Below are 20,960 nucleotides of genomic sequence, written 5' to 3' on the forward strand. Positions count from 1 at the left end.
CCCGGGCGTCCGCTAGGAAGGCCTGCCCTTGCCGGTCATCCTGCCCACCCGCTCGGTGACGCCCCACGAGGTGACCCGCCACAGCGCCTCGACCAGGATGTCGCGGCTCATCTTGGAGTCGCCGAACTCCCGCTCGACGAAGGTGATGGGCACCTCGACGACCTGGAAGCCGGCCTTGACCGCGCGGCGGGCCAGGTCGACCTGGAAGCAGTAGCCCTGGGAGGCGACCTCGTCGAGCCCCAGGCCCTCCAGGGTCTCGCGGCGGAAGGCGCGGAAGCCGCCGGTGATGTCCCGCAGGGGAAGGTCGAGGGCGAGCCGGGAGTACAGGGAGCCGCCCCGGGAGATGAACTCACGGGACTTCGGCCAGTTGACCACCCGGCCGCCGGGCACCCAGCGGGAGCCGAGCACCAGGTCGGCGCCCTTCAGCGCGGTCAGCAGCCGGGGCAGTTCCTCCGGCTGGTGGGAGCCGTCGGCGTCCATCTCGACGAGCACGCCGTAGCCGTTGTCCATGCCCCAGTGGAAGCCCGCGAGGTAGGCGGCGCCGAGGCCTTCCTTGCCCTTGCGGTGCAGCACCTGGACGTGGTCGTCCTCGGCGGCCAGTTCGTCGGCGAGCTTGCCCGTGCCGTCGGGGCTGTTGTCGTCCGCCACCAGCACGTGCGCGTCGGGGACGGCCTGGCGCACCCGGCCGACGATGGACTTGATGTTCTCCGCCTCGTTGTACGTGGGAATGATCACCAAGGCCGTGCCGAGCGGGCCGAACCGCCGCCCCTGCGCCTTGGCCGCGAGGGTCCCGTCGCCGTCGTTCACTGCTGCCCCTTCATGTCGTACGCAGGGGACCACCATAGTGGCCGCGGCCTGCACTGACGCGACAGCTCATTCGTATGGTGGTGTCGATTCCGCAAGAACGGGGTAAGGATGCCCGTTTCGGGTGCCCGCCATCCGTACTTTCGCCACCGTGTTCCCCCGCGGCGCCACTTTGTTCCCCTGCGGGGCAGGGCTGCCTCTCCTGCGGATGGGGGCCCGGCGCCCTTCGGGCCGACCTGGGACCCGCTGGCTGCGGGTCGACCGAAAGCCGTTGTCTACTGAGCGTCCGGGCCCCACCCGGGTCACACCTCCCGACCGGCCGGAACGTTCCCTCGTCGGCGCGGGCGCTGAGCCTGGCTCCCAGTGACGGTGCCCCGGTGCGGCACACCGTCCCTGACCCAGCGGCGCTGCGACGAGTGCGCGAACTGCTCCATGGTCGGGCGTCCGGTGGTGGACTCCGCCGAACCTACCGGCCCGCTGCCGCTGGCTGTCAACAGCCGTCTGACCTGCGGAAACAGCCCCAAACCCCTGGTCAGCGCAGAGGATGCGCAGGTCGCGCGACGGAGCGGCGGCCGTCGATCACGGCCGCGCCACCCCGGGAGATCACTCGCCCGGCCGTACGAATGCGGCGGGTCACTCGCCCGGTCGTACGAACACGGTCCGGCCGCCCACCACGGTGCGTAGACAGACCGGCAGCTCGCGGCCGGGGGTCAGGTCCGGCAGGCCGGGGGTGCCGGAGCGCGGGTCGGTGGACCAGCGGGCGACCCGGTCGTCCGGAGCCTGCACCACCAGTTCGTCGGTGCGCCAGACCGCGTAGTCGGCGGGCGCGCCCGGCACCAGGACGCCAGCGTCGTCCCTGCCGATCGCGCGCCAGCCGCCGCGGGTGTGCGCGGTGAACGCGGCGCGGACGGAGACCCGGTGTTCGGGTGTGTGGTGGAAGGCGGCGGCCCGGACGGTCCCCCAGGGGTCGAGCGGGGTGACGGGGCTGTCGGAGCCGAAGGAGAGCGGGACCCCGGCCTTGAGGAGGGCGGCGAACGGGTTGAGGGTGCCGGCCCGCTCGGCGCCGAGCCGCTGGGCGTACATGCCGTCCGCGCCGCCCCACAGCGCGTCGAAGGCGGGCTGCACCGAGGCGATCAGGCCGAGTTCGGCGAAGCCTGCGATGTGCTCGGGTGTGAGCATCTCGGCGTGCTCGACGCGGTGCCGGGCGGCGCGGACGCGGGCCAGGCCGACCTTCTCGGCGGCGGCCCGGACGCCCTCCACGACGGCGGTCACGGCGGCGTCGCCGATGGCGTGGAAACCGGCCTGCAGACCGGCCTCGGTGCAGGCGGTGACATGAGCGGCGACGGCGTCCGCGTCCAGGTAGGCGGCGCCGGTGTGACCCGCGTCGGCGTAGGGCTCGTGCAGGCAGGCGGTGTGGGAGCCGAGGGCGCCGTCGACGAACAGGTCGCCGGCGGCGCCGAGCGCGCCGAGTCGGCGGGCCTTCTCGGCGTCCTCCTCGGCCCAGTAGCCGACGACGCGCGGTCCGGGCAGCTCGGCGGCGAGCCGCAGCAGCCCGGTGAAGTCGTCCTCGGAGGAGATCTTCGGCCCGCCGCACTCGTGCACGGTGCCGATGCCGAGCGAGGCGGCGTGCGCGAGGGCGGTGCGCTGGGCCGCCGCACGCTGGGCGGGCGTCACGGCCGCGAACGCGGCGGCGCGTACGGCGTGGTGGGCGTCGCCGGTGAGCGGAGCGTCCTGGCGCGGGACCGCGCCCGGCACCAGGTCCAGCAGGGCCGTGGTGACGGCCGCCGAGTGGACGTCGATACGGGAGAGATAGAGCGGGCGTCCGCCGGTGGCCGCGTCCAGCTCGGCGCGGGTCGGCGGGCGGTCGTCGGCCCAGCGGGCGGCGTCCCAGCCGTGCCCGAGCAGGACCCGGTCGTCCGGGCGGGCGGCGGCGAAGTCCCTGACCAGCGCCAGGGCCGAGGTCAGGGAACCGGCCCCGGACAGGTCCAGGCCGGTCAGGGCGAGCCCGGTGGACGTGGTGTGGACATGGGCGTCCGTGAAGGCGGGGGTGACCAGGGCCCCGTCGAGGTCGACGACCTCGTCGACCCCGTCCGCGAACGCGTCGGCGGCGCCTTCGGAGCCGACCCAGGCGACCTGCCCCCGCTCCACGACCATCGCGGTCGCGAACGGATCGGCGGGACTGTGGACCTCGCCGCGGCGGAGAAGGACGGTCTTGGGCTCGGGGCTGCGCTCACTCATGGGGAACAGTTTCGCCCCTGCCACCGGCGCCTCTGGACAGGGGGGCGCCCGAAACGCGCCCCGTCAGGGGCGCTGGGGGTACCCCCGGCCGAAGGCTGGGGGAGGAACTGCGCGACCAGCCACCGACCACCCGCAGTCGACACTCGGCTGCACTCGGAGCACGTTCCAAGGCCCCCGGAGCCGTCTGCCGTGCCCACCCGCTCCGCCCTGCCGAACGAATGCCGACGGCGGTGGCGGTGGCGGGGGCGGCAGCCTCAGCGATGGCGGCGGGTGGCGGCCGTAGCGGTGGCGACGACAACGGCAGCAACCGCAGCACGCGCGGGTGGCGGCAGCGGTGGCGGCCCGCTCAGATCTTCGGCGGACGCGCCTCGTACGGCGTCGACAGCACCACCGTCGTCCGCGTCGACACCCCGGCCAGGCTGCGCAGCCTGGCCAGCAGCTCCTCCAGTTCGTGCGGGGTCGCCACCCGTACCTTGAGGATGTAGTTCTCGTCGCCCGCCACGCTGTGGCACGCCTCGATCTCGGGGACGCCGGCCAGGCGGTCCGCGATGTCGTCGGGGGCGCTGGGGTCGAAGGGTTTCACCGAGATGAACGCCGTCATCGGCAGCCCGACGGCCTCCGGGTCGACGACCGCGGCATAGCCGCGGATGACGCCACGCTGCTCCAGGCGGCGCACCCGCTGGTGCACGGCCGACGTGGACAGACCCGTGGCCTTGCCCAGGTCCGTGTAGCTCATCCGCCCGTCCTTGACGAGCAGCTGCACGATTTGACGGTCCAGCTCCTCCATGGCGCAAAAACTACAGTGCGCCTGATCTCCACGGATAGCTCAGCGGCCCAGGTCATGGCCGGTTTGTGATGTCACGGGGCGTCCGCCGCGAGCCGACCCGCGGAAAAAACCGCCGCAGCGGGCACCTGCGCGCGGCATGTGACGAACGCCACAGCCCTCGAACGGGCTCCGTGATGTTCTCGTGATTACCGCCGAGAGCGGACGGGAAGTGCTTGCTGTGGTCGAGGCCGCAGTGCCGTAACGGCCCAGCCCGAGGGGGAGTTACCCATGCAGAGTCTTAAGCGCCCTGGTCGTACCACGTCCAAGCGCCCGCAGTTGGTTGTCGAGCCCGAGCCGGAGGGCGTCGAACCCGACCTCTACGAGGCCGAGGAACTGGACGCCTACGACACCTTCGAGATGTTCCGGGTGATCTGCCCGGACTGCGCGCAGTCCATCGCGCTGCTGGCGGACGAGGAGTTCCTGCCGGAGCACGCGCTGTGCGCCTCGCCGTGGAACCCGTTCGGCCTCACGGTCTGTGCCGGCACGGGCCGCGCGGCGGACGAGGCCCCGTCCGCGGACGAGTCGGCCGAGCCGCAGGAGCAGGACACCGCCCTCCTGCTCACCCTCCCGCAGGGTCTGAACTGGCGGACGCAGCCCTTCTCGCACGTCGGCGGCCCGGGCTCGCGCCCGATGCGCGTACGGGCGATGCGCCCCGGCGGCTACACCGCCGTCCGTCAGGCTGCCTGAGTCACCGCACCGCGTCCCAGTAACTGCCCTGCACCATGGCGCGCAGACTGCCGTGGTGCAGGATCAGTGTGTCCGGATCCGCCGGGACGGCGGCCTCACCGAAGTACACCTGCCGATAGGCGATGCGCAGCATGACGATCGCGTGCCGCAGGGCGGCGTACAGGGTGTAGAAGTCCATGTCCCGCGGGGCGTGGCCGGTCAGGCGGGCGTAGCGGGCCTCGACGCGGTCGCGGCGCAGGAACGCGGGCAGTCCCCGCTGTCCGGAGGCGGCCGTGAGGTCCTGGAAGAAGCGGTGCAGGTAGACGGTCCAGCCGAGGTCCACCTCACGCGGGGCCGGTGCCGCCATCTCCCAGTCGAGGACGGCGACGGGGTCGAAGCCGTCGTAGACGACGTTCCCGATCCGGGCGTCGCCCCAGTTGAGGACGGGCGTACCGGGCTCGCGCGGCCACAGGTCGGCCAGCCGGTCGAAGGCGGCCTCGATCAGGGGTGAGCGGGCGAGACCGTCCACCACCCAGTCGTAGTAGCGCCGTTGGGACTCGACATGCCGGTGCAGGGCGTCGCCGCCCCCGGGAAGGGCGAGGAACTCGGCCTCGGGCAGGGGCACTTGGTCGTGCAGCCGGGCCAGCAGGCCGACGGAGACGGCTTCGAGATGTTCGCGTTCCGCGTCGGTCGCCGCGTGCAGCCAGTTCCCCTCGTACGTGTAGGGCATGACGTCGGGCGGAACGCGCCCCGCGACGCGCTCCATCACGAAGAAGGGCGCGCCGAGCGGTCCGGGGTCCTCCTCCAGCCACAGGACCCGGGGGACGGGCAGGTCCGTGTGGTCGGCGACCAGCCGCATGGTGCGGTACTGGCGGGTGAGGTCGTACGACGGGAAGACCGTGTACGCGGACGGATCCGCCGCCAGTCTCAACGCGCAGGCCCTCAGCGGTGGTTCGGGGTGCTCGATCTCGAAGAGCAGGGTCTCGCTGGACATTCCGTTGGTGGCGGGGACCGTGACGCCGACGGCCTTGGCCCCGGGGAGCCGCGTGTCCAGCCAGGCGGTCAGCCGGCGCGTGAGGTCCTCCGGGTCGCGGGTCGTGGTGCGTGGGCGCGGTTTCGTCGTCATCCCGGCCTCCTCCTTCAGGGCGCCACCGAGTCGAAGCCGGTGAAGCCGCTGGGATCGTGTCTGCCGAACGAGCCGTGCTCGAAGATGCCGTGGCCGGTCCGCCCGTCCAGGCGGAAGCGGGCGGAGTGGTCGGTGACGCCGTAGGCCGCGCGGGGGTGCGGCGTGGTCAGGTCGTAGGTACGGCGGTCCACCCATCCCCGGCCCTGCCAGGTGCCGTGCTGCCAGTCGTCCGCCGGCGGGTAGCCGGCGCCCACCGCGAGCGGCGAGGAGGTGAGGATCTCCACCTCCAGTTCCCGGGGTTTGCGGGGGTCGCCGAGGTGGACGACGGCCCGCTCGGGGTGCCGGGTGCCGGAGCGGTAGGCGATCTCGGTGTGCGGCCAGCCGAGTTGGCGGTCACGGTCGCCGGGGCGGACCAGGGTGGCCTCGTTCAGGGTGCGGTGGCCGTCGGCGTCCTCCTGGGTGATGACCATCAGGAAGCGGTCCTCGAAGCGGACCGGGCACCAGATCCAGTGGAAGCCCTCGGTCGGATTCTCCTCGGTGAGCCGCCCGGCCTCCTCCCCCGGGATCGGGCGGACGCCCCAGCTGCGGTCCCGGGTGCCGGTCCAGCCCGCCGGGTCGACCCGGAACTCCTCGCCGCCGGCCCGGATCACCCCGGACACTCCCCCGGCCTGCACGAACCTGCGGCCCTCCAGGGTGAGCCGGTCGCCCCGGCGCTGGAGGTGGTGCGGCTCCCAAAGGGCCGGGAAGCCGGCCGTCCAGACGAGGTCGCAGGAGAGCGCGTCGTCGTCACAGGTCAGGCGGAAGCGCTGGAGCGGTTCCTCGACCTCGATGCGCAGCGGGCCGACCGCGAGCCGCATCCGGTCGTCGCCCAGGGCGTCCGAGGCGCGGACCGCGTGCAGGGTGTCCCCGGTGCGCAGGGTGGCGTAGGCGTCGATCACCCCGACGTTCGGGTAGACGCCGAGACCGAGGATGAGCAGGGCGTGGCCGTCGTGGTCGAGGACGTGGAAGATGCAGCGGTCGTACGCGTTCCGGTCCCCGGTGGCGACGTGCTTCATGGAGAGCGGGACCTGGTGCACGGGGTACTCGTCGAGCGGTGCGGGACGGTCGTCGGCCATGGCAGGCCTCCCCGGAGGCTGGAGACGGTCCGGCTGACGGTACGTCAGAAAACGGACCGAGGCCAGATCCGGGAGCGGACGTCCACGAACTCACGCACGATTCGGGAGATCGGTGACCAGGGCGGCCGCCCCCGCGTTGGCCGGACGTGACGACCACCTACACCGCCCTCGGCCGTCAGCGCCGGATCTTCGTACCCCCGCCCGCGGCATCGCCGCCGCCCCCGCCGCAGGATCCGCCCATCTACCGCGACCTGATGCGGACCTGGGCCGACCGGGGCCGCGCCCTGCCGGGCCGCCACGACCCGGAGTGGGTCAGGCTGGCGGCGCCGACGGTCACCCGCGGGCAGTTCAGCGAGCTCAGCGACTTTCCGGCCCCGCCACGTGACGGGCGATGACCATCCGCTGGATCTGGTTGGTGCCCTCGACGATCTGCAGGACCTTGGCCTCGCGCATGTAGCGCTCGACCGGGAAGTCCGCGGTGTAGCCGTACCCGCCGAGTATCTGGACGGCGTCGGTGGTGACCTTCATCGCGGTGTCGGTGCAGTGCAGCTTGGCCATGGCGGCCTGCTTGGCGAACGGCCGGCCCGCGTCGCGCAGCCGGGCCGCCGCGAGGTAGAGGGCCCGGCCGGCCTCGATCTGGGTGGCCATGTCGGCGATCATGAAGCGCAGGCCCTGGAAGTCGGCGATGGGGTGGCCGAACTGCCGTCGCCCGGTGGCGTAGCCGACCGCCTCGTCCAGGGCGGCCTGGGCCAGGCCGATCGCGCAGGCCGCGATGCCGAGCCGCCCGGAGTCCAGCGCGGAGAGGGCGATGGCGAAGCCCTGGCCCTCCTCGCCGAGGCGGCGCTCGTCGGGGACACGGACGTCGTCGAAGTGGACCTGGGCGGTGGGCGAGCCCTTCATGCCCATCTTCCTCTCGGGCACCGCACCGCTGAGGCCCTCGGTGTCACCGGGGACCAGGAAGGCGGTGATCCCGTGCGAGCCCTCGGCGCCGGTGCGGGCCATGACCGTGTAGAAGTCGGCGATGCCGCCGTGCGTGATCCAGGCCTTGGTGCCGTTGATCACCCACGAGTCGCCGTCCCGGACGGCCCTGGTGCGCAGGGAGGCGGCGTCCGAACCGGAGGCCGGCTCGGAGAGGCAGTAGGCGCCGAGCAGGCCGCCGCCGAGTATCGCGGACAGGTGCTCGACCTGCTGCTGCTTGGTGCCGTAGGCGGCGAGCGCGTAGCTCGCGAGCGTGTGCACGCTGACGCCGAGGCCGACGGTGAGCCGGGCCGCGGCCAGTTCCTCCAGGACCTGGAGGTAGACCTCGTAGGGCTGGTCGCCGCCGCCGTACTCGGCGTCGTAGGGCAGGCCGAGCAGGCCCGACTCGGAGAGCAGGGTGAAGACCTCGCGCGGGAAGTGCCCGGCGTCCTCCTCCTCGGCCGCCTGCGGCGCGATCTCACGCCGGGCGATCTCGCGGACCAGCGCGAGCAGGTCCCTCGCCTCGTCCGTGGGCAGTTGACGCTCCACCGGCTGCGGGTCGCGGTCGGACATGGCGTCGGTCTCCTCCCTGTCGGGCAACGGCGGTCACGGCCCGTGGGATAGGGGCGGCTCCGCCTGTCGTGCGGGTGCGGCCGAGGTCGGCGTTCCGGGTCTCGGAAGCTGCTGACCTGCGGCTGCGCAGTGAGTATGCCCGATCGGGGACCTCCCGTCACCAGTTAACGACCGCTTACTTCAGGAATTCCAGGCCAACATTCGAAACCCGCGAAATTGGTCCGAACCATTGACCCTACTGGTCTAGTCCTCCTAAGGTTCATGACCAACGCTTTACCGCGTTCATGCCAATCGGCGCGCGTTCCCCTCTCCCCCAGGAGGAGACACCCGATGCACACCTCCCACCGCTCCCGCTTCCGGGCGCTGCTCTCCGCGGCCTGTTGCGCCGTCCTCGGCGCCGGGCTGCTGGCCGGCGCGGGCACCGCGTCCGCGGCCGCCCCGTCCGCACCGTCCGCCCCCCAGGTGCAGGCCGGCTCCAAGGTCGTCGGCTACTTCACGGAATGGGGCACCTACGACCGGAAGTACCTGGTCAAGAACGTCGAGACCTCCGGCTCGGCCGCGAAGCTCACCCACATCAACTACGCCTTCGGCAACGTCACCGGCGGCAAGTGCGCGATGGGCGACTCGTACGCGGCGACCGACCGTACCTACACCGCCGCCGAGTCCGTGGACGGCGTCGCGGACACCTGGGACCAGCCGCTGCGCGGCAACTTCAACCAGCTGCTGAAGCTGAAGAAGAAGCACCCGAACCTCAAGATCCTCTGGTCCTTCGGCGGCTGGACGTGGTCGAGCGGCTTCGGCGAGGCCGCCAGGAACCCCACCGCCTTCGCCCAGTCCTGCTACGACCTGGTCAAGAACTCCAAGTGGGCCGGCGTCTTCGACGGCATCGACATCGACTGGGAGTACCCGAACGCCTGCGGCAACACCTGCGACACCAGCGGCCGGGAGGCGTTCCGGAACGTGATGGCGGCGCTGCGCGCGAAGTTCGGCAGCAGCTCGCTCGTGACGGCGGCGATCACCGCCGACGCCACCGGCGGCGGCAAGATCGACGCGGCCGACTACGCGGGCGCGGCGCAGTACGTCGACTGGTACAACCCGATGACGTACGACTACTTCGGCGCCTGGGCCTCGACCGGTCCGACGGCCCCGCACTCACCGCTGAACTCCTACTCGGGCATCCCGACGGCGGCCTTCTACACCTCGGCGACCATCGCCAAGCTCAGGGGCCTCGGCATCCCGGCCGCCAAGCTGCTGCTCGGCATCGGCTTCTACGGCCGCGGCTGGACCGGCGTCACCCAGGCGGCGCCCGGCGGCTCGGCGACCGGTCCGGCGGCGGGGACGTACGAGCAGGGCATCGACGACTACAAGGTGCTCAGGACCAAGTGCCCGGCGACCGGCACGGTGGGCGGCACGGCGTACGCGAAGTGCGGCAGCGACTGGTGGAGCTACGACACCCCGGCGACCATCGCGACCAAGATGACCTACAAGAACCAGCAGGGTCTGGGCGGCACCTTCTTCTGGGAGCTGAGCGGCGACACCGCGAACGGTGAGCTGATCAAGGCCATCAACTGACCCCGGTCACGGGGGCCTGGGGCGGGGGAACCACGAGCCCTCCGCCCCAGGAGCCTGTCCGGCGGGTGCCATGGACGGACAGGCCCGGCGCGTCAGGTGTCCCGGCGGGCCGGGGCCGGGGCACGGTAGGACGGGTCGAGTTCCTCGATGGCGCGCAGGGTGCCGCCGAGCGTCTTGACCAGCAGCTCGCACAGGGTCTCCCGGGAGAGTTCGGTCCGGTCGATCCAGTCGAGGGTGGCGCCCTCCACGCTGCACAGCCAGGCGAGCAGGCCGACCCTGGCGAGCGGGGCGATGTCGGTGCGGCCGTAGGCGCCCTCGGCGATGGTCGCGACGATCGCCTCGCGCACCCCGTCCCGGATGGCGTGCACCTCGGTGTCGAAGCCGACACCGCCGCTGACGATCGTGCGGTACGCGGCCTGGTGGTGCTCGGCGTAGCGCAGGTAGCTGTCGATGGTCCGGTGGACGCGGTCCACCTGGGGCAGCTCCAGGCCGCTCGCGGCATAGGTGACCAGGTCGGCGACGGAGTCCTGGATGATCGCCAGATAGTAGCCGCGCTTCGACTGGAAGTAGTAGTAGATCAGCCCTTTGGCGACATGCGCCTGCTTGGCGATGTCGTCCATGGAGAGCGCGTCGTACGAGGTGTCGGCGAACAACTTCCGCCCGATGGCGATGAGTTCGGCGCGACGAGCCACGGAACGCTCGGTGCCGCGCGCCCTGGGACGGGCGGTGGCACGCTGTTGACTGATATTCAATATCGACCCTGGTCTCAACGGCTGCGGGACATCCGCAGTATGTCAGTTCAGGTCACAGCAGGCCGAGTTGAGTCACCAACATGGCGATGACCACCACAAGAGTCCAGCCCATGACATGTTCCAGAACCTTCGGGCCGTCGTCCTTGGGGCCGCCGGTACGGGCGCGGGCGGCAGTGGCGGAGTGCGTGGTCATGAAGTCCACCATGCCATTGATTGCGGCTTTTGCAGCGGAGAGCTTGGTCACAGGAGAGCGGCCCCCGGGATGCCCGGGGGCCGCCGTCGTGCCAGGTCAGCGCACGCCGACCGCTGCGAGCGCCTTGAGCTGGGCCGGGCTCGGACAGGCCGGGAAGTACAGGTAGCAGACGCCTCCGGTGCCGGAGACGACCTTGCCGCTGGCGTTGTACCGCTTGGTCCGCAGCCAGATGTTCTCGAACTCCCGGCGCAGGTAGACCCGCCGCACCGCGTCGTCGTCGGCCGAGAACGGGTCGTTGGCGATCACGTCGCCGTCCGCGGTGAAGCCGATCACGGTCATCAGGTGCCCGGAGGTGCCGTAACCGGCACCCGTCAGCTCCGACGCGAGGAACGACTGTGACGTTATGGCCGGGATGCCGGCCGCGATCAGGGTCTCCAGGTCGGTGAGCGAGGCCAGTCGCGTTATCACGCCCTGGAGGTCCTGGTACGTCGACGCGTAGGCAGCGTTGAACGGCCAGTTGCCGCAGCCCCCGTACTGGTAGTCGTACGTGTAGCGGGCCGCGTAGCAGACCTGCGGGTCGGTGTAGGACGGGTCCACCCAGGCCAGCTGCGCCGCAGTGGGCCGGCCGCCCCAGTACTCGACGATCATCTGCGACGAGGTGGGGCTGCACCAGGCCTCGCCGCCGTTGTCGTACTCGGGGTACTGGCCCTTGTGGATCTCCTGTGAGTACCGCGGGACCTTGAGTTCCTGGGCCAGGCCCGGGGTGGAGGCCGGGACGGTGAAGCGGTCCGGGATGTCGGAGCCCATGGCGCCGAGCCGCCAGACCGTCGGGGTGAGCTTGGTGCCCGGCTTGCGGTAGAGGGTCAGACGCAGTTGGTACGAGGTGAGGCGCAGACCGGTGGTGGCGTCGTCGACGGCGAAGGTGTCGGTCCAGATGGTGCTCTTGCCGTCGGTCTGGCCGTCCACCGAGGTCCGCTTGATGTCCTGGTCGCCGGCCGCCCAGCGGCCCATGACGTACCAGGGGGTCGCGGTGCCGTCGGAGTAGGTGCCGTGCAGTTCGACCTGGATCCAGGTGCCGGCCGGGGTGTCCGCGTTCCAGGAGGCGATGGTCTCGGTGGCGGGGACGGCGAGCTGGTGCACCGGGCCGGTCCAGGTGGCGTACTCCCAGGCGGCGGTGGTGCCGGTGTGGGGGTCGGTGTAGGAGGTGGTGCCGGCCGGGGTGCCGATCACCACGCCGGGGCGGTTCCCGGCGACGGCGCCGACGCCCTTGGCGGTGCCGGTCTTCCAGTCGCTGTAGGTCGTCCAGGAGCGGTAGTCGATCGGGCGGGTCCCGTCCCGGCCGTGGCCGGCACGGCCGTTCCCGGCCCGGCGGGTCTCGGTCCGGGCGGTGTCGTCGGCGTCGGTCTCCGGCGCGGCGACCGCCGGCGCCACGGGGACCACGCTCTGGGCCACGGCCGCCGCCGCGACGGAGGCGGCGGCTGCCAGAACGGTTCTGCGGGACGGCTTTTCGGCTCTGCTCATGGGTGGAGGACCCCCAGGTGTGCGCGTCACGGCTGATCCGGAGCAAGGGCTGTGCGCCAACTATGGAGCAGGCGCCATGCCCCTGCCAGCACTTCGGCCCGTGCCACGCCCATCAATATTGGTCTCGTCCACTGAAGGAGGCCCCGGCGCGGTCGCCCGGGCCTCCTTCATATGGGCAAACGGGTCCTGGTCGGTCAGATGAGGTCCATCGCGGCGACCTCGTCGGGGCGGCCGTAGCTGACCGGGCCCTGGAAGCGGCGGCGGGCGGTGGCGAACCACCAGACCGTGGCCACGGCCAGGACGACGGCCAGTGCGATCGGCGCGTAGTTGAAGGAGTCGACGGTGATCGGCGAGGCCTGCGGCAGCATGAACAGGATGCTGCTGAGCAGGATCCAGACCACCGCCAGCCAGCCGACCGGCCTGCTCCAGCGGCCCAGGTTCCACGGCCCCGGCCGGAAGTCGTCGCCCAGGCGCAGCCGCAGGAACACCGGCACGGCGTAGGCGAGGAACAGGCCGACGACGTTGACGCTGACGATCGCGGTGAACGCCGTGTGCGACCACCAGCCCGGCACCACCAGGGCGAGCGAGCAGGCCACCGCGAGCCAGACGGCCTTGACGGGGGTCCGGGTGCGGGGCGAGACCGAGTGCCACAGGCGGGAGCCGGGCATCGCGCCGTCCCGGGAGAAGGCGAAGATCTGCCGGGTGTTACTGGTGAGGTTGGCGAGGCCGCAGAAGAGCATGGCGCCGATGACGACGAGCAGCATCGCCCTGGCCCAGCCCATGCCGAGTCCGTCGATGAGAATCTGGACGGGCGGCGCTGAGGAGCTCGCCACCTTGTCGTAGTTGCCGATGCTGTACACCAGCGCGAGCATCAGGATCAGGCCGGTGATCGCCGAATACCCGATGGACCGGATGATCCCCCTGGGTGCGTTGACGGTCGCCTGGACGGTCTCCTCGGACATGTGGAAGCTGCCGTCGAAGCCGGTGAAGGTCCAACTGGTGACCAGCAGCCCGAGCAGGCCGCCGTAAAGGCCGTTGGTGAAGCCGGTGTTGTTCACGAAATGCGTCACGAAGGACGCCGACTGGTGGTGGTCCGGCATCACGATCAGTGTGCTCACGATCACCACGAGTCCGATCAGCAGCCACCAGACGGAAATCCGGTTCAGTACGGCGACGAGCTGGACGGTGTAGGTGTTGGCGAGCCCCTGGACCACGATGATCAGGGCCGTGATCAGGACCGTCTGGTGGGCGGTCGGCGTGTACGAGGGCCACTGCAGGGCGACGAACGCCTGGATGAAGGTGGCGGCCGCGTATCCGGTGGCCGCGGTGCCGCCGATCTGGCCCACGAAGTTAAGCCAGCCCGTGTACCAGGACCAGGCGCCCTTGTGCCGTTTGGCGAGTTTACCGGCGGAGAAATACAGGGCGCCGCTCGTCGGATAGGCGGAGGCGACTTCCGCCATGGCGGCCCCGATGCAGAGCACCATCACACAGACGCCGATCCAGCCGAACACGAGAATGCGGGGGCCACCCGCGTTCATACCGAATCCGAAGGACGAGAAGATCCCGGAGAGAATATTGATGATGGTGAAGGAGATGGCGAAATTGTCGAAGGCCTGGAATCGGCGGGTGAGTTTCCGCGGATAACCCAACGCGTGCAGGGTCGCGTCGTCCTCGAGCGTGACGGGGTCCGCTGTGCGTTCTGACACGTGCCGGCCTTTCTCTGGGGCTAGGAGGGGATGGGCAGGCCGCAGGCGCGGCGGGCCCGGGAGAGCTGGTCGGCCGGTTCGCCGAAGACGCTCCAGGGCATGCGTGAGGCGTACGGCCCCTTGACCGTGAAGACCGCCCGGGCCTCGAACTCGCACCGGGCCATGACCAGCGCGTGCGCGAGGTAGGCCAGGTCGAGCACCGGGGTGAAGCGGTATCCGGCGGCCACGGGCAGCCAGTTGTGGTAGACCGACAGCGCGGTGCTGCGCCACTGGGGCTGTTCCCAGACCCGCTCGGCGAGCAGCTGGGTGGGGTTGTGGCTCTCCACCAGCGCGACCAGCGGCAGCAGCCGCAGGGCGGAGTCGGCGGGGGCCCGCTGGGCGAGGAAGGCGGCGACGTCCCAGGCCGCGTTGACCGAGCCGCCGTACCGGGTGAAGAAGAAGGACAGGAAGCGGTGGTGGGCCTCTCGGTTCCAGGGGTCGAGGGCGAGGGTGTGCGCGAACAGCCGCCAGGGACCGGACGGTGAGGTCAGCAGGCCGCCCGGGGCGGGGTCGTGCGGGCGGTGCAGCCGGGCCATGGCCAGTTTGGCGGCCCAGGGCGTGGGGTCGGCGGGGTTCATGGCGCTGGCCCGGTCGCAGGCGGCGAGGGCGATCCGCTCCAGCGCCTCGGCCCGCTCGTCCCGGGCGTCGGCCGCCCGGATCGCCCGCTGGACGGCCACCCGGGCCCACATCAGCGCCGACTCGGGGCCCGGCTCCTCGGCCAGCCACCGTTCCACCAGATCGGTGCCTGCCGCCTCGGAGGCGAGGACCAGGGAGCGGTGGGCGCGCAGGGCGAAGTCGGCACGCGTCTCGGCCAGCGCCTCACACTCAGATATCTTCCGGCGCGCACGTCCACGCATACGCTCGCGAGCAAACGGTCGTCGGCCGCCGGATGCCATACGTAGTGCCCCTCGAATAACTCCGCGGCCATCTTCCCCTGTCCGTCCCCGTCCGACGCGTGCACCAGGCACCCTACTCAGGGCCGGGCGCACCGGAAACGCACGAGGTCGACATATCGGTCAGCCGGTCGGAAATATTGGTGGACGCGGCGGAGAACGGCTCGAAATTGGTTCAAGCCGATACTTTCTCGGGGCCGTAAACACCCGCTATGCGCCGCACTACTAGAATGTTTCCGGAAAACACCCCCACATCGCAGCACACCTCGGGAACGGTCATTCGTCAGCTCGCCTCCGCACTCCGGGCCCTGCCGCCCTCCTGCGGCCCGGTCCGCCTCGTCGGCGTCGACGGGCACGCCGGGTCCGGGAAGACCACGTTCGCCGGCCGACTGGCCACCGCCCTGGGCGGGGCACCGGTGCTGCACCTCGACGACATCGCCAGCCACGAGGAGCTGTTCGCCTGGACCGGCCGGCTGCTGGCCCAGGTGATCGAGCCGCTCGGGCACGGCGGGACGGCGCACTACTCCCCCTACGACTGGCACACCCGCCGCTTCGGCCCGCCCCGCCCGCTCCCGCCGGCCCCGGTCGTCCTCGTCGAGGGCGTCGGCGCCGGCCGCCGGGCACTGCGCCCCTTCCTGGCGCGACTGCTGTGGATGGAGCTGCCGCACGAGCAGGCATGGACGCGGGGCAGGGCGCGGGACGGCGCGGAACAACGGGATTTCTGGGCCGAGTGGGTCAGGGCGGAACACGAACACTTCAGCGAAGACCCGTCAAGGCCGTACGCCGACCTTCTGGTGACACAGTCACAGAAGGGATACGAGGTGCTGCCGGGACCTGCGAAGACAGTTGGACCGGACCAGGCCATCACCCACCGTGACGGACCGTCCGCTGTGTGCTGAACTCGTGAAGACGCGCTTCCAGGAAGTTGCCCGAGTACCTCAACTCGGCTTGACCGGGGGGCCGTACAGGACTTACGTTCTGAATGAGCGGCCGCTCGAGGCCGCCCTGCAGACGCGAAGCCCCCGGTTGTTCCCCCGTGATCGGGGGCTTCGTTCTGCCCTTTACCCCTTTTGTGTGCGCGGCGCGCACCCCCTCGCTCACCCTCGGTCACCGACCCGTGTGCGCCCCGTCTGCCCCCACCTCGCCAAACGGCCTGTGCGGCACCCTTCGGCGGGCGGCGGAACCGCAGGTACGATGCCCTCGGTGCGACCTTCGAACGGCTGCTTCGCGCACCTGCAACTCCGGTCCGCGGCACAGCGGTTCGACCAACGGCGGCCATCGGGGGGAGCCCGGGGGCCAACCACGGGGGCACGGTTTGTGGGGGACGTGATGGATTTCGGCACGCAGGGCCCCGAGGCCCCGGCCGACCTCGCCTGGCTGCGAGGGGTGGACGCCTACACGATGGGCGCCTATCCGCAGGCGGAGGAGGAGTTCCGGGCCGCGGTACGGATGGATCCCGGGATGGCCGACGCCTGGCTCGGACTGCACGCGCTGCGCGTCGACACGACGACCGCGCTGCTGCGGATGTTCCGGCACCGGGACCGCTTCGGCGAACAGCGCGGCCGGCATCGCCGCACCCTGAACTCCTGGTACTGGCTGGGCTGGTGGGTGCAGCCGGTGCTCGAGAGCCCGCGCGATCTCCTGCTGGCCCATGCTTCCCACTGGCTGGACGGCCGGCACGTCCCGGAACTCGACCGGGCCCTCGCCGGGCTGCCGCCGGTGGACGCCGATCCCCAGGTCCGCTTCCTGCACGCCTGCCGGGCCTACCTGGTCAAGGACTGGGAGCAGCTGGTACGGCACACCGACCCGCTCCTCGACGATCCCATGCTCGGCATCGAGGCGGGCCTGTTCGGCGGCATGGCCCGGGTCCGCCTCGAAATGTACGGCCAGGCCGAACCGCTGCTGTCCGCCGCGCTGATGCGCTGCCGCAGCGAGCAGCCGCAGCGCAAGGAACTGCGCTACTGGCTGGCGCGGGCGCACGAGGGCACCGGCCGCAGCGCCGCCGCGCTCCCCCTCTACCGGGCCGTGCACCGCGTCGACCCCGCCTTCATGGACACCTCCGCGCGGCTGGCCGCGATAGCCGAGGGCGACGGGTACGACGACACGGCCGACTTCGCGTCGATCACCCTCATCGGCGCCGGACAGGACGTGGTGGACGGACCGGACATGCTCGACCCGCTCTTCGGCACCGAGGGGCGCGAGCTGCGGCTCGGCGATCCGGAGCCGCCGGCCGGGGCGATGCCGTCGGTGATCGACCCGGCGGTGCGCGAGAAGGTCGTGCCCTCGCCTGCGCTGCCGGCCGGGCCGACCGACCCCGCGTTACTTGAGGAGGCGCTCGCCGAGTTGGAGCGCATGGTCGGGCTCGAACCCGTGAAACGGCAGGTCAAGGCGCTGTCCGCGCAGTTGAACATGGCTCGGTTGCGGGCCGGGCAGGGGCTGCCGGTGCAGCCGCCGAAACGCCACTTCGTCTTCTCCGGGCCGTCCGGTACCGGGAAGACCACCGTCGCCCGCATCCTCGGTCGGGTCTTCTACGCGCTCGGCCTGCTCGGCGGGGACCATCTCGTGGAGGCGCAGCGGGCCGACCTGGTCGGCGAGTACCTGGGCCAGACCGCCGTGAAGGCGAACGAACTGATCGACTCCGCGATCGGCGGTGTGCTCTTCGTCGACGAGGCCTACTCACTCTCCAACTCCGGTTACGGCAAGGGGGACGCGTACGGCGACGAGGCGCTGCAGGTGCTGCTGAAGCGGGCCGAGGACAACCGGGACCACCTGGTGGTGATCCTGGCCGGCTACCCGGAGGGCATGGACCGCCTGCTGGCCGCGAACCCGGGGCTCTCCTCGCGCTTCACCACGCGTGTCGACTTTCCCTCCTACCGCCCCCTCGAACTGACGTCGATCGGCGAGGTCCTGGCCGCCGAGAACGGGGACGCGTGGGACGAGGAGGCGCTGGAGGAGCTGCGGTCGATCGCCGGGCACGTGGTGGACCAGGGGTGGATCGACGAGCTGGGCAACGGGCGGTTCCTGCGGACGCTGTACGAGAAGAGCTGCGCGTACCGGGATCTGCGGTTGTCGGCGTATCCGGGGGTGCTGTCCCGGGACGACCTGGCGACGCTGCGGTTGCCGGACCTGATGCAGGCGTACGGAGAGGTGCTGTCGGGGCGGGGGCCGCAGGATCCGGCGGCCGGGATGTAGGTGCGGGTACGTGGGGGCTGGGGTCGGGGTGGGGACGCTCACCGGCGCTTGCGGGGTGCCGCCCGCGCCCACCCGTGCCGCCCCAGCGGCACGACTGCCCGCGGTTGTGTGAGACACGGCTGGGAAGCGCCCCGTAAGGGGCGCTGGGGGTACCCCCAGCCTTCGGCTGGGGGTAGGAACTGCGCGAGCAGCCCCCACGCACCCGCAGCCGAACTACGGCCTCACCCCGCCATGGCCTCCTCCGGCTCCCCGCTCACCCTCGGCTCCGGCGTCCTCGGCGTTGCCGCCTGGTCCCGGTGGGCCGGGTCCGTCACCTCGCCGACCAGTAGCTCAAGGACGTCCTCCAGGGCCGCCAGCCCCAGGACCCGGCCGTTCGCGTCGGCGACCTGGGCCAGGTGGGTCGCCGCCCGGCGCATCACGGTCAGCGCGTCGTCGAGCGGCAGCTCGGCCCGCAGTGTCGTCATCGGGCGCCATATCTGCTGCGGAACCGCCCGGTCCGAGTCCTCCAGGTCGAGTACGTCCTTCACGTGCACGTACCCCATGAAGGCCCCGGACTCGGCCGCCACCGGGAAGCGGGAGTAGCCGGTGCGGGCGGTGAGCTCGACGATCTGGCCCGGGGTGACCGACGGCGGGACCGTGATCAGGGACTCGCGTCGCAGCAGCACGTCCGTCACCGGGCGGGAGCCCAGTTCCAGCGCGTCCTCCAGGCGTTCCTGTTCCTCGGGGTCGAGGAGGCCTGCCTGGCCGGAGTCCTCCAGGAGCCGGTTGAGCTGCTCGCTGGTGACGACGGCCTCGACCTCGTCCTTCGGCTCGACCCGGAAGAGCTTGAGGATGCCCTGGGCGCAGGCGCCGAGCGCGACCGTGATCGGCCGGCACACGCGGGCGAAGGCGACCAGGCCGGGGCTCAGCCACAGCGCGGCCTTCTCCGGCGCCGCCATCGCCAGGTTCTTGGGCACCATCTCGCCGATGACCAGGTGGAAGAAGACCACCCCGGCCAGCGCGATCACATAGCCCAGGGGGTGGATCACGCCTTCCGGCAGATGCACCGCTTCGAACAGCGGCTCCAGCAGCTGGGCCACCGTCGGTTCGGCCACCGCACCCAGCGTCAGGGAGCAGACGGTGATGCCGAACTGGGCGGCGGCCATCATCTGCGGGAGGCGTTCCAGGCCGTAGAGGACCTGGCGGGCCCGGGCGGTGCCCAGGGGCTCGATCTGGCTGCGGCGGACGGAGACGAGGGCGAACTCGGCGCCGACGAAGAAGCCGTTGGCCAGCACCAGCAGGCCGGCGAAGACCAGTTGCAGGACGCTCATCGGGCGGCCTCCGCGACGGCGGGGGCGGTGCGGACCAGGCGGACCCGTTCCGCACGGTAGTGGCCGACCCGGCGGACGGACAGCCGCCAGCCGGGCAGCTCGGCGCGGTCGCCGGGCGCCGGGATCCGGCCGAGGAGGTCGGCGACCAGGCCGGCGACCGTCTCGTAGGGGCCCTCGGGCACGTCGAGGCCTATCCGCTGGAGGATGTCGACGCGGACGCTGCCGTCGACGTCCCAGGCGGGCCTGCCGTCCTGGGCCGGGGCGGACGCGAGTTCCGGTGCGTCCGGGCTGTCGTGCTCGTCGCGGACCTCGCCGACGAGCTCCTCGACGATGTCCTCCAGGGTGACCACGCCCGCCGTACCGCCGTACTCGTCGACGACGACCGCGATGGGCTGCTCGGAGCGGAGCCGGGCCAGGAGGGGCTGGACCGGGAGCGTCTCGGGGACCAGCAGGGCCTTGCGGGCGATGCGGCCGACCGGGGTGCGCAGCCGGTCGTGGACCGAGACGGCCAGGGCGTCCTTGAGATGGGCCATGCCGACGATCTCGTCGATCTTCTCCCGGTACACGGGGAAGCGGGACAGGCCGGTGGCCCGGGTGAGGTTGACGACGTCCTCGGCGGTCGCCGTGTCCTGGAGTGCGCTGACCTTCACCCGGGGGGTCATGACGTGCTGGGCGGTCAGCTCGCCCAGGGACAGGGTCCGGACGAACAGGTCGGCGGTGTCCTGCTCCAGCGCACCGGCCTGCGCGGAGTGCCGGGCCAGGGAGACCAGTTCGCCGGGGGTGCGGGCGGAGGCCAGCTCCTCGGCGGGCTCGACGCCGAGGGCGCGGACGAGCCGGTTGGCGACCGTGTTCAGCGCGGCGATGACCGGACGGAACAGGCGGGAGAAGCGGGCCTGCGGGCCGGCGACGAACCGCGCGACCTGGAGGGGCTTGGAGACCGCCCAGTTCTTGGGCACGAGTTCGCCGATCACCATCTGGATCGCCGAGGCGAGCAGCATGCCCACCACGACGGCGATACCGGAGACCGCGCCGTCGGGCAGGCCGATGGCGGTGAGCGGGCCACGCAGCAGCGCGGCCAGTGCCGGTTCGGCGAGCATGCCGACGACGAGGGAGGTGATGGTGATGCCGAGCTGGGTGCCGGAGAGCTGGAAGGACAGCTCCTTCAGCGATTCGACGACCGTACGGGCGCGCTTGTCGCCGTCGGCGGCGGCCTTCTCGGCCTCGGGCCGCTCCACGGTCACCAGGCCGAACTCGGCGGCCACGAAGAAGCCGTTGGCGAGGATGAGCAGGAACGCGGCTGCCAGGAGCAGCAGGGGGGTGGTCATGATGCCGCCGCCTCCGAAGCCTCGTGGACTGCGAGAAGGCGGTCCGCGGTATGTCGGGAGGGGGCGGCGCAGGTACTACAGGACGATCCGTCCATCGCCGGAGAGGGTCACTCCTCGGGTAGCAGGAACCCCTGTGCGCGGGGCGCGCGACA

At 71.5% G+C, this 20,960-nt stretch carries 17 protein-coding genes and 1 pseudogene; 5 read left to right on the forward strand and 13 right to left on the reverse strand.

Annotated elements, in window-relative coordinates; translation table 11 throughout:
* Positions 1–12 precede the first annotated feature (12 nt).
* The 3 genes from ACFY6U_RS44900 to ACFY6U_RS44910 form a co-directional block, all read right to left on the reverse strand.
* Positions 13–807 (reverse strand): polyprenol monophosphomannose synthase, encoded by a 795-nt coding sequence (locus ACFY6U_RS44900; protein WP_390047886.1) that lies wholly within the window; start codon positions 805–807, stop codon positions 13–15.
* A gap of 630 nt (positions 808–1,437) precedes the next feature.
* On the reverse strand, positions 1,438–3,042 hold the full coding sequence (locus ACFY6U_RS44905) for an amidohydrolase (RefSeq protein WP_390047888.1): 1,605 nt from the start codon (positions 3,040–3,042) through the stop codon (positions 1,438–1,440).
* A 346-nt stretch (positions 3,043–3,388) separates the two neighbouring features.
* Positions 3,389–3,829, reverse strand: a complete 441-nt coding sequence (locus tag ACFY6U_RS44910) for an Lrp/AsnC family transcriptional regulator (RefSeq protein WP_066997022.1) — start codon at positions 3,827–3,829, stop codon at positions 3,389–3,391.
* Between the two features lie 267 nt (positions 3,830–4,096).
* Here ACFY6U_RS44910 and ACFY6U_RS44915 point away from each other — a divergent pair, with 267 nt between their 5' ends.
* Positions 4,097–4,555 (forward strand): hypothetical protein, encoded by a 459-nt coding sequence (locus ACFY6U_RS44915; RefSeq protein ID WP_390047890.1) that lies wholly within the window; start codon positions 4,097–4,099, stop codon positions 4,553–4,555.
* A gap of 1 nt (position 4,556) precedes the next feature.
* Here ACFY6U_RS44915 and ACFY6U_RS44920 read toward each other — a convergent pair whose 3' ends face one another.
* Together ACFY6U_RS44920 and ACFY6U_RS44925 are read right to left on the reverse strand one after the other, a co-directional pair.
* Positions 4,557–5,660, reverse strand: coding sequence for a phosphotransferase family protein (locus tag ACFY6U_RS44920; protein ID WP_390047892.1), 1,104 nt, complete (start codon positions 5,658–5,660; stop codon positions 4,557–4,559).
* A gap of 14 nt (positions 5,661–5,674) precedes the next feature.
* Positions 5,675–6,775, reverse strand: coding sequence for a hypothetical protein (locus ACFY6U_RS44925; RefSeq protein ID WP_390047894.1), 1,101 nt, complete (start codon positions 6,773–6,775; stop codon positions 5,675–5,677).
* A gap of 146 nt (positions 6,776–6,921) precedes the next feature.
* Between ACFY6U_RS44925 and ACFY6U_RS44930 the strand changes: the two genes are divergently transcribed.
* Positions 6,922–7,170: a hypothetical protein gene (locus tag ACFY6U_RS44930; RefSeq protein WP_390047896.1), complete on the forward strand. Its 249-nt coding sequence runs from the start codon at positions 6,922–6,924 to the stop codon at positions 7,168–7,170.
* On the opposite strand, the gene ACFY6U_RS44935 is transcribed toward ACFY6U_RS44930, so the two are convergent.
* Entirely contained in the window at positions 7,133–8,305 is a 1,173-nt protein-coding gene (locus ACFY6U_RS44935; protein ID WP_390047898.1) for an acyl-CoA dehydrogenase family protein, read from the reverse strand. The genes ACFY6U_RS44930 and ACFY6U_RS44935 overlap by 38 nt on opposite strands.
* A gap of 330 nt (positions 8,306–8,635) precedes the next feature.
* Between ACFY6U_RS44935 and ACFY6U_RS44940 the strand changes: the two genes are divergently transcribed.
* Positions 8,636–9,877: a glycoside hydrolase family 18 protein gene (locus tag ACFY6U_RS44940; protein WP_390047900.1), complete on the forward strand. Its 1,242-nt coding sequence runs from the start codon at positions 8,636–8,638 to the stop codon at positions 9,875–9,877.
* A gap of 92 nt (positions 9,878–9,969) precedes the next feature.
* Here ACFY6U_RS44940 and ACFY6U_RS44945 read toward each other — a convergent pair whose 3' ends face one another.
* The 5 genes and pseudogenes from ACFY6U_RS44945 to ACFY6U_RS44965 all read right to left on the reverse strand — a co-directional run bounded on the left by ACFY6U_RS44945 (position 9,970) and on the right by ACFY6U_RS44965 (position 15,016).
* Complete coding sequence (locus ACFY6U_RS44945) at positions 9,970–10,629, reverse strand: TetR/AcrR family transcriptional regulator (RefSeq protein WP_390047902.1); 660 nt, start codon at positions 10,627–10,629, stop codon at positions 9,970–9,972.
* A 52-nt stretch (positions 10,630–10,681) separates the two neighbouring features.
* A complete protein-coding gene (locus ACFY6U_RS44950) occupies positions 10,682–10,873 on the reverse strand; it encodes an SCO1431 family membrane protein (protein ID WP_390047904.1) in 192 nt (63 codons plus the stop codon).
* A gap of 45 nt (positions 10,874–10,918) precedes the next feature.
* The gene (locus tag ACFY6U_RS44955; RefSeq protein WP_390047906.1) at positions 10,919–12,343 is read right to left on the reverse strand and encodes a C39 family peptidase; all 1,425 of its coding nucleotides are present in this window, start codon (positions 12,341–12,343) and stop codon (positions 10,919–10,921) included.
* Positions 12,344–12,537: 194 nt separating this feature from the next.
* Positions 12,538–14,049: an amino acid permease gene (locus ACFY6U_RS44960; RefSeq protein ID WP_390047908.1), complete on the reverse strand. Its 1,512-nt coding sequence runs from the start codon at positions 14,047–14,049 to the stop codon at positions 12,538–12,540.
* Positions 14,050–14,069: 20 nt separating this feature from the next.
* Positions 14,070–15,016: pseudogene (locus ACFY6U_RS44965) on the reverse strand (hypothetical protein).
* A gap of 195 nt (positions 15,017–15,211) precedes the next feature.
* Here ACFY6U_RS44965 and ACFY6U_RS44970 point away from each other — a divergent pair.
* Positions 15,212–15,880 (forward strand): uridine kinase, encoded by a 669-nt coding sequence (locus ACFY6U_RS44970; RefSeq protein ID WP_390047910.1) that lies wholly within the window; start codon positions 15,212–15,214, stop codon positions 15,878–15,880.
* Between the two features lie 430 nt (positions 15,881–16,310).
* The gene (locus ACFY6U_RS44975) at positions 16,311–18,173 is read left to right on the forward strand and encodes an AAA family ATPase (RefSeq protein ID WP_390047912.1); all 1,863 of its coding nucleotides are present in this window, start codon (positions 16,311–16,313) and stop codon (positions 18,171–18,173) included.
* A gap of 221 nt (positions 18,174–18,394) precedes the next feature.
* On the opposite strand, the gene ACFY6U_RS44980 is transcribed toward ACFY6U_RS44975, so the two are convergent.
* Both ACFY6U_RS44980 and ACFY6U_RS44985 read right to left on the reverse strand, forming a co-directional pair.
* Positions 18,395–19,483 carry a hemolysin family protein gene (locus ACFY6U_RS44980; RefSeq protein ID WP_390047914.1) on the reverse strand — a complete coding sequence of 363 codons (1,089 nt, stop codon included), beginning with the start codon at positions 19,481–19,483 and terminating at the stop codon, positions 18,395–18,397.
* Positions 19,480–20,808, reverse strand: coding sequence for a hemolysin family protein (locus ACFY6U_RS44985; protein WP_351500944.1), 1,329 nt, complete (start codon positions 20,806–20,808; stop codon positions 19,480–19,482). The genes ACFY6U_RS44980 and ACFY6U_RS44985 overlap by 4 nt, the downstream gene beginning before the upstream one ends.
* Positions 20,809–20,960: the final 152 nt, after the last annotated feature.

The sequence above is a fragment of the Streptomyces sp. NPDC013157 genome (assembly GCF_042899865.1).
In the GTDB taxonomy this organism is placed as follows: Bacteria; Actinomycetota; Actinomycetes; order Streptomycetales; family Streptomycetaceae; genus Streptomyces.